This is a genomic window from Methyloceanibacter sp. (genome assembly GCF_051306395.1).
Taxonomy (GTDB): domain Bacteria; phylum Pseudomonadota; class Alphaproteobacteria; order Rhizobiales; family Methyloligellaceae; genus Methyloceanibacter.
In genome coordinates this window covers 1-7,936 of record NZ_JBPPND010000081.1, presented here as the reverse complement: position 1 = coordinate 7,936, position 7,936 = coordinate 1, and the positions used below count along the sequence as shown (strand labels likewise).

Sequence of the window (7,936 nt, the reverse complement as noted above, 5' to 3'; positions counted from 1 at the left end):
CTTCACCGTCGATCTGCCATTCGCCACGCCCGCGCAGGTCCCGCAGCTTGGCGCGGACTGGCCCAAACCGCACGCGGGCGAGCGGGTGCTGATCGTGCTGGACGGTGCGATCGAGGCGGCGCTCGCCGGCGACCTCCTGGTCGCCATGGGCGCCAGCGTGGCACGGGTGAAGGCGGAGGAAGCTCTGCGCGTGGCACGGCATGCAGCCGAGGAGGGCATGCCATTCACCGCGCTCCTAACCGATAAGGCCAACGCGGCGGCCGCGAGCCGCGTCACCCCGCTACTGCGCGCTTGTCCCGATGGGCGCGCGCCGCGGGCCGTGGTGACCATCGACCCGGGCCAGCGCAGCGACATTCCACGTTTCCGGGAGGAGGGTTTCAACGGCTATCTGGTGCGCCCGGTGCGGCCAATGTCTGCACTGACCCAGCTCTTCAATACGGACGGCGCACGCCCGTCCGGCAGCACAGCCGCAAGCGAGCCTCGCCGTGCGCCGCTCGAGAAGGCCGACACCAGCGAAGGTATCTCGGTGCTGCTGGCCGAGGACAACGACATCAACGCGCTGCTCGCGCGCACCGTGCTGGAGAAGTCCGGCGCGCAGGTCACCCATGCCAGGGACGGCGCCGAAGCGATCGGCAGGGCGCGAGCCGCGCTCGCGCAAGGGCACAGCTTTGACCTCGTGCTGATGGATATCCACATGCCGGACATGGACGGCGTGGAGGCGGCGCGCGGCATCCGGGCGCTTTACGCCGACGACGCCCGCCCTGGCGCGGGCCGCCCGCCCATCGTGGCGCTGACCGCCAACGCCTTCGAAGAGGATCGGGCCCGCTATCTCGCGGCAGGCCTCGACGATTATCTCGCCAAGCCCTTCGGGAAGCGGGATCTGGCGGGACTGCTCACGCGCTGGCTCGGCGAGGACGGGCGCGGGCGCCAGGAGACCGGTGCCGGCGCGGCCTGAGGCCAAGGACCCGAAGCGCCGTAAGGCTTTCCCCAGGTTGTCACATAGACTTCGAATTGGTTTGCTAACCGGCTTATGTTGTGGCCGAATCAAACCACTGCTCGGCTCATGCGTTTCAGTTGGTGGCTGGCGGAGTCCTGTGGCGCGTTCCCCAAACACTTCTGTTGGGCTAGGCCATGGCGACGAGGCCAACGCAAGGACGCCTATCGGGCAAAATTCGCGGTGAGGCAATGTTTCCAGGACTGAATTTCCGGCCAAATCAAAATAGCGGCCTTCCCTTTGGGGGCCGCCGGCGCACGCCGTCCGTCAGCCTTCGCGGGCGGTTTCAGCCGCCGCAGGTCTATGGCCGCATCGGTCAGCTCGAAGTGCAGCTCGCCCGCAAGAAAAGCGAACTGCGCCGCGCTCAGCGCCTCCGCTACAAGGTTTTCTACGAGGAGATGGCGGCCACGCCCGGCGCGCTGGCCCTGCTGTCGCGGCGCGACGAGGACGCCTATGATGCGATCTTCGACCATCTGCTCGTCGTCGACCGCGGCGATCCGGCGAAGAAGGGCTGGCGCCGGTCGCAGGTGGTGGGCACCTATCGCGTGCTGCGCCAGGACGTCGCCGATCACAACGACGGGTTCTATACGCAGGGCGAATACGACATCGCGCCGCTGATCCAGTCGAAGCCCGATCACAGCTTCATCGAACTGGGCCGCTCCTGCGTGCTCAAGCCGTACCGAAACCGGCGCACGCTGGAGCTTCTGTGGCAGGGCGTGTGGTCTTATGTCCGCCAGCACGGCGCCGACGTCATGATCGGCTGCGCGAGCTTTCCCGGAACGGACCCTTCGGCCCATGCGCTGGCTCTGAGCTTCCTTCACCATAACTCGCTCGCACCGGAGGATTGGCGGGTCCGGGCGCATGATCATTTGCACGTTGACATGAACATGATGCCGCGCGAGGCCGTCGACACGCGCGCAGCCCTTAAGGCGCTGCCCCCGCTGATCAAAGGTTATTTGCGGGTCGGCGCCTTTGTCGGCGACGGCGCTGTCATCGACCATCAATTCGGCACCACCGATGTCCTCGTCATTATGCCGGTCGAATTGATCAAGACCCGCTATTTTGCTCATTTCGGCGCACCGGGTGAGTTGTCCGAGCCCGCCACGCCGGGGCTCGGCCCGCTTAACTAGAAAACCGAGCGCGTTTGACGGGGCTCAAGGCGCCTCCTACATTTTCCCGTCATGGGTCACAACGACGTCAGAGGCGCGAAAGCGGCGGCCGAGGCCGCTGGAAACCTGCGCCACCTCAACGAGCGTTCGCGCGAAATCTTCAAGCGCATTGTCGAGACGTATTTGGAAACCGGTGAACCGGTCGGCTCGCGCAACTTGAGCCGTGCGCTGCCGATGACGCTGTCACCGGCCTCGGTGCGCAACGTCATGTCCGATCTCGAAGCGCTCGGCCTGATCTACGCGCCGCATACGAGCGCCGGAAGGCTGCCGACCCAATCGGGCTTGCGCTTGTTCGTCGACGGTCTTCTGGAGATCGGCGATATCACGGAGGCCGAACGCAATCAGATCAAGTCGCGCATGGCTGCCGGCGGACGACGCCGCGGCGTGGAGGACTTTTTGTCCGAAGCCGGCGAGATGCTGTCGGGGCTGTCCCGCTGCGCGGGCGTCGTGCTCGCCGAAAAGCAAAGCAAGACGCTGCGCCATGTCGAGTTCGTCAATCTCGGCCAGGGCCAGGCGCTCGCCGTGCTGGTGGGCGAGGACGGCGACGTTGAAAACCGCATCGTCCCGCTGCCTGAAGGCCTACCGCTCTCCTCGCTCAACGAGGCGACCAACTACATCAACGCCCATATCGGCGGGCGGACGCTGGCCGAGGCCCGCGTCCGGATCGAAGCGGAGATCGACGCCCGGCGCGCCCAGCTCGACGAGCTCACGGCGCGGGTCGTCACCGACGGGCTCGCCATCTGGTCGGGCGAGGCCGACGACCGGCAGAGCCTCATTGTGTGCGGCCGCGCACATCTTCTGGAAGACGTGCGCGCCATGGAGGACCTGGAGCGGGTCCGGCTCCTGTTCGAGGACCTCGACGCCAAGAAGGATCTGATCCAACTCTTGGGGCTGGCCGAGCGCGCCGAGGGAGTGCGGATTTTCATCGGTTCCGAAAACAAGCTGTTTTCGCTCTCAGGCTCCGCGCTGATCGTCTCGCCTTTCGAGGACTCGGAGCAGAAAATCGTTGGCGTGCTGGGCGTGATCGGCCCGACAAGGCTCAACTACGCGCGCATCATCCCCATGGTTGACTACACGGCAAGGTTACTCGGGCGGCTCGTTCCCTGATCTTCGCACGCCTTGTCCCTTGATTTTTCTCCGCTCTCGGTCGATATCCGGAGCTTCCCTTTGAACCCCAATCGTCGAGGCGTCTGATGGCGGACGACAATTCCGATCCACGTGAGACAGACGAGGATCAGACGAAATCAACCTCGCCCGAGACGGCCGAAAGCCCCGATGTGAGCGCCGAGCTCGCGGGCGATCTCGAAGGCCTGCTCACCGAGAACGCCGACATGCGCGACAAGCTGCTGCGCACCATGGCGGACATGGAGAATCTGCGCCGCCGCACCGAGCGCGAGAAAGAAGACACGGCGCGCTACGCCATCTCCAACTTCGCCCGTGACGTGCTGACCATTGGCGACAATCTGCGTCGCGCGGTCGAGCATGTGCCGGCGGACGCCGCGGCCCAAGACCCGGCGCTCAAGAACTTCCTGGAGGGGGTCGAGCTCACGGAGCGGGAACTGCTGAAGGTGATGGAGAAGCACGGCGTTACCAAGCTCGAGCCGCTCGGCCAGCGCTTCGACCCGAACCAGCAGCAGGCCATGTACGAGGTGCCGGACACCGACGTGCCCGACGGCACCGTGGTGGAGGTCATGCAGGCCGGTTACACGATCGGCGACCGCGTGCTGCGCCCGGCCCTGGTGGCCGTGTCCAAGGGGGGTGCGAAGCCCGCGCCCAAACCGGAGCCGGGCGAAAACGGATTTGGGCCTGACGTCGCGGACGACGACATCCCCGACGGCGGCGACTAAGCTTCTTTAAGTTGAAGTTGGCTTCGTCACCCGCCGCAGGGTGAGGTTGAAGCGGCCGCCTTCTTCCAAAAGATCGCTCGTACCGGGAAGCACGCGGTCGATGCCGTGATAGGCGAGACGGTCCTCGCCGCCGAGCACGAACACATCGCCGGACTTGAGCTCGTATCCTTGCGTCGGACTTTTTCGCGCCGTGCCGCCGACGCGGAAGATGCCGGTATCGCCGAGCGAAACCGACAGTACGGGCGCGTCGAAATCCTCCTCGTCCCTGTCTTGGTGGAGCCCCATCTTGGCGGCGCCCGCATAGTAGTTGATGAGGCAGGCTTCCGGCGGGTGCGGGTAGTCCGCGCATTCGGTCCACAGATCCAAGAGCATTGGCGGAATCGGCGGCCACGGCTCCCCCGTCTCAGGATGCATGGCCTGATAGCGGTAACCGCGCTCTTTGTCGGTGACCCAACCGAGCGGTCCGGCATTGGTCATGCGCACGGACATGGGCTTGCCCGAGCGCGGCATGGTGGGGGTGTAGAGCGGCGCCTCCGCGATCACCTGCCGGATCGCACTAAGAAGGGCTGCTTGCGCCGACCTGTCCAACGCGTTCGGAAAATGCCGCAATGGTCCTTTGCTCCGCCTCAGTCTCCGCCTACCGTCACCCCGTATAACGCTCTTCGAGACGCGGAAGGAGCTTCATGGGCGAGCCCCAGGCCACAAATCCGGACGGCTACGTGCACGCGCGTGACGCTGAGGAATATCAGCGCCTGCGCAACCAGGGGGCCATGTGGCGGGGCGCGACCGAGGCGCTTCTCGACCGGATCGGCCTCAAACCCGGCATGTCCTGTCTCGACGTGGGCTCCGGCCCTGGACAGGTGATGCGGCTGATGGCCGACCGCGTAGGCCCGGACGGCACCGTGACAGGGCTTGAGATCGACGGTCAGCTAGGGGCCCAAGCGCTCGCCGGCCTCAAGGCCGAAGGCGGCGCGAATTTCCAGCTCGTCGAGGCGGACCTGCTCGCGACCGACACGGTGCCCGGCGCACCCTTCGATCTCACCTATTGCCGGCTGTTCCTCATGCATATGCAAGAGCCGGTGGTCGCGCTCGAGAAAATGCACGCCTGGACCAAGCCGGGCGGGGTGGCGGCGGCGCAAGAGTTCGACTTTGGCGCTATCGCCGTCGAGCCCATCTGCCCAGCCATGGCGGAGTTTAACCGCTTGTTCGAAGGGGTCTTTCGCGGCCACGGGCGGAACTTGCGGGCGGGACGCCAGTTGCCCGCCCAATTCGAGGGCGCCGGTATCGGCTCGCTGGACGGTACGGTAACCGAGATTAAGTACATTCCGCTCAGTGATATGGCGGCAATGCTAATCGGCGTTTACCAAGGACTTTTTGCTTCGGCGGTCGAACTTGGTCTTGCCGATCAAGCGCGCGCCGATGCCTTCAAGACGGATATGGCGGAGGCTGCGGCGGACGGGCGCTATTATTGTCTGACCCCTATCCTGATCGGAGCGTGGAAACGCGTATCGTGACCCCCAATCGCCGCACCCCGAAACCCGCCTTCTCCTTGCGGGCCATAGGGTTGCCACCTATATAACCGCGGAGCCCCGTCGCAGTCCGTTCGGCGGGGATGGCATAACAATTGGGGACCGGATCGCGCCGCTTGGATGCGAGGCGCGTCAGACGAAATCGGGTGCCGTATCAGGGCCCGGACGGTTTGCCAGAAAGAGAGAGGCTCGCAATGGCGAAAGTGATTGGTATCGACCTCGGCACGACCAACTCCTGTGTCGCGGTCATGGATGGATCAAACCCCAAGGTCATCGAGAATGCCGAGGGCATGCGCACAACCCCGTCTATGGTGGCTTTCACCGATGACGGCGAGGTTCTGGTCGGACTGCCGGCCAAGCGCCAGGCCGTTACCAATCCCGAGAATACCTTCTTCGCCATCAAGCGGCTGATCGGCCGCCGCTGGGAGGATCCCACGGTCGCCAAAGATCAGAAGCTTGTGCCCTACCAGCTGGTGAAAGCCGATAACGGCGACGCCTGGGTCGAGTCCCACGGCAAGAAATATTCGCCCTCTCAAATCTCCGCCTACATCCTTCAGAAGATGAAAGAGACGGCCGAGTCGCATCTCGGCCAGAAGGTCGAGCAGGCGGTCATCACGGTGCCGGCTTATTTCAACGACGCTCAGCGCCAGGCCACCAAGGACGCGGGCAAGATCGCGGGACTGGAAGTTCTGCGCATCATTAACGAGCCGACGGCCGCCGCTCTCTCCTACGGACTTGAGAAGAAGGAAGGCCAGACCATCGCCGTCTACGACTTGGGCGGCGGCACGTTCGACGTTTCCATCCTCGAGATCGGCGACGGCGTGTTCGAAGTGAAGTCGACCAACGGCGACACCTTCCTCGGCGGTGAGGACTTCGACATGCGCATCGTCGATTACCTCGCCGACGAGTTCAAGAAAGAGCAAGGCATCGATCTGCGCGGCGACAAGCTCGCGCTCCAGCGCCTGAAAGAGGCCGCGGAGAAAGCCAAGATCGAGCTGTCTTCCACGCAGCAGACCGAGGTCAACCTGCCCTTCATCACGGCCGACCAGTCCGGCCCGAAGCACCTGACCATGAAGCTCACCCGCGCCAAGCTGGAAAGCTTGGTCGAGGATTTGATCAAGCGGACCATCGCGCCTTGCGAGGCCGCGCTGAAGGATGCCGGTCTCAAGCCCGGCGAAATCAGCGAGGTGATCCTGGTCGGCGGCATGACGCGCATGCCGAAGGTCGTGGAGACGGTGAAGACCTTCTTCGGCAAGGAGCCCCATAAGGGCGTGAACCCGGACGAGGTGGTCGCCATCGGCGCCGCCATTCAGGCCGGCGTGCTGCAGGGCGACGTCAAGGACGTGCTGCTGCTCGACGTCACGCCGCTGTCGCTCGGCATCGAGACTTTGGGCGGCGTGTTCACACGACTGATCGACCGCAACACCACGATCCCCACCAAGAAGAGCCAGGTGTTCTCGACCGCGGAAGACAATCAAAACGCGGTGACCATCCGCGTCTTCCAGGGCGAGCGCGAGATGGCGACCGACAACAAGATGCTCGGCCAGTTCGATCTCGTCGGCATTCCGCCCGCGCCACGCGGCGTCCCGCAGATCGAGGTGACCTTCGACATCGACGCCAACGGCATCGTCAATGTGTCGGCTGCCGACAAGGCGACCGGCAAGGAACAGTCCATTCGAATCCAGGCCTCTGGCGGTCTCAGCGACACCGACATCGACCGCATGGTGAAGGAAGCCGAGAGCCACGCCGAGGAAGACAAGAAGCGCCGCGAGCTGGTGGAAGTCCGTAACCAGGCCGAGGCGCTGGTGCACTCCACGGACAAGATGCTCGCCGACTTCGCCGACAAGGTTTCGGCGGAGGACAAGGCGGCGGTGGAGGCCGCCGTGGCCGAGCTCAAGACCGCCGCGGAAGGCGAGGACGTGGAAGCCATCAAGCAGAAGGTGGACGCGGTCGCGCAAGCTTCCATGAAGCTCGGCGAAGCGATGTATCAGTCGGCGCAAGGCGCGGCCGGCGGCGAGGGCGGTCCGACCGCCGATGCCGGCGACGACGGCTCCGACGAAGGCGTCGTCGATGTCGACTTCGAAGAGGTCAAGGACGACGACAGTAAGAAGTCTGCGTAACGCAACAAGCTGGTGGTGGAGCCCTCTGGAAGGGCTCCGCGCAAACCCAACAAGAGACTTGTGCGCCGCCGCGTGCAGGACGGCGGTCGTGACGGTCCGGAGGGGTGATGGCGAAACGGTGCTACTACGATGTATTGGGCGTGAATCGCGGCGCGGGCGACGCTGATATCAAGTCTGCGTTCCGCAATCTCGCCAAGGAGTGCCATCCCGACCGCTGCAACGGCGACCCCACCGCGGAGCAACGCTTCAAGGAAGTCAACGAGGCCTACGAGGCCCT

General features: G+C 64.7%; 8 protein-coding genes. 7 read left to right on the top strand and 1 reads right to left on the bottom strand.

The genetic code is table 11. The annotated features are described in order from the left end of the window. From ACSLE4_RS05005 to grpE, 4 genes are all read left to right on the top strand, one after another. A partial coding sequence (locus ACSLE4_RS05005; protein WP_435903377.1) for a response regulator occupies nt 1-955 on the top strand: 955 nt, incomplete at its 5' end. A gap of 230 nt (nt 956-1,185) precedes the next feature. Beyond that, nucleotides 1,186-2,124, top strand: a complete 939-nt coding sequence (locus tag ACSLE4_RS05000) for a GNAT family N-acetyltransferase (RefSeq protein WP_435903376.1) — start codon at nt 1,186-1,188, stop codon at nt 2,122-2,124. A 51-nt stretch (nt 2,125-2,175) separates the two neighbouring features. Next, nucleotides 2,176-3,270, top strand: a complete 1,095-nt coding sequence (hrcA, locus tag ACSLE4_RS04995; protein WP_435903375.1) for a heat-inducible transcriptional repressor HrcA — start codon at nt 2,176-2,178, stop codon at nt 3,268-3,270. 86 nt (nt 3,271-3,356) lie between these two features. After that, on the top strand, nt 3,357-4,010 hold the full coding sequence (gene grpE / locus ACSLE4_RS04990) for a nucleotide exchange factor GrpE (protein ID WP_435903374.1): 654 nt from the start codon (nt 3,357-3,359) through the stop codon (nt 4,008-4,010). 6 nt (nt 4,011-4,016) lie between these two features. Here grpE and ACSLE4_RS04985 read toward each other — a convergent pair whose 3' ends face one another. Next, the gene (locus ACSLE4_RS04985; protein ID WP_435903373.1) at nt 4,017-4,619 is read right to left on the bottom strand and encodes an alpha-ketoglutarate-dependent dioxygenase AlkB family protein; all 603 of its coding nucleotides are present in this window, start codon (nt 4,617-4,619) and stop codon (nt 4,017-4,019) included. A gap of 74 nt (nt 4,620-4,693) precedes the next feature. Here ACSLE4_RS04985 and ACSLE4_RS04980 point away from each other — a divergent pair, with 74 nt between their 5' ends. The 3 genes from ACSLE4_RS04980 to ACSLE4_RS04970 all read left to right on the top strand — a co-directional run. Continuing rightward, a complete protein-coding gene (locus ACSLE4_RS04980) occupies nt 4,694-5,524 on the top strand; it encodes a methyltransferase domain-containing protein (RefSeq protein ID WP_435903372.1) in 831 nt (276 codons plus the stop codon). Between the two features lie 209 nt (nt 5,525-5,733). Beyond that, complete coding sequence (dnaK, locus tag ACSLE4_RS04975) at nt 5,734-7,659, top strand: molecular chaperone DnaK (RefSeq protein WP_435903371.1); 1,926 nt, start codon at nt 5,734-5,736, stop codon at nt 7,657-7,659. A gap of 107 nt (nt 7,660-7,766) precedes the next feature. Beyond that, the coding region (locus tag ACSLE4_RS04970; protein ID WP_435903378.1) for a DnaJ domain-containing protein at nt 7,767-7,936 on the top strand (170 nt) is incomplete at its 3' end.

Excerpts from the sequence above, each read along its gene's own strand:
- ACSLE4_RS05000 (WP_435903376.1), top strand. The coding sequence starts at position 1,186 with ATGTTTCCAGGACTGAATTTCCGGCCAAATCAAAATAGCGGCCTTCCC.
- hrcA (WP_435903375.1), top strand. The coding sequence starts at position 2,176 with ATGGGTCACAACGACGTCAGAGGCGCGAAAGCGGCGGCCGAGGCCGCT.
- grpE (WP_435903374.1), top strand. The coding sequence starts at position 3,357 with ATGGCGGACGACAATTCCGATCCACGTGAGACAGACGAGGATCAGACG.
- ACSLE4_RS04980 (WP_435903372.1), top strand. The coding sequence starts at position 4,694 with ATGGGCGAGCCCCAGGCCACAAATCCGGACGGCTACGTGCACGCGCGT.
- dnaK (WP_435903371.1), top strand. The coding sequence starts at position 5,734 with ATGGCGAAAGTGATTGGTATCGACCTCGGCACGACCAACTCCTGTGTC.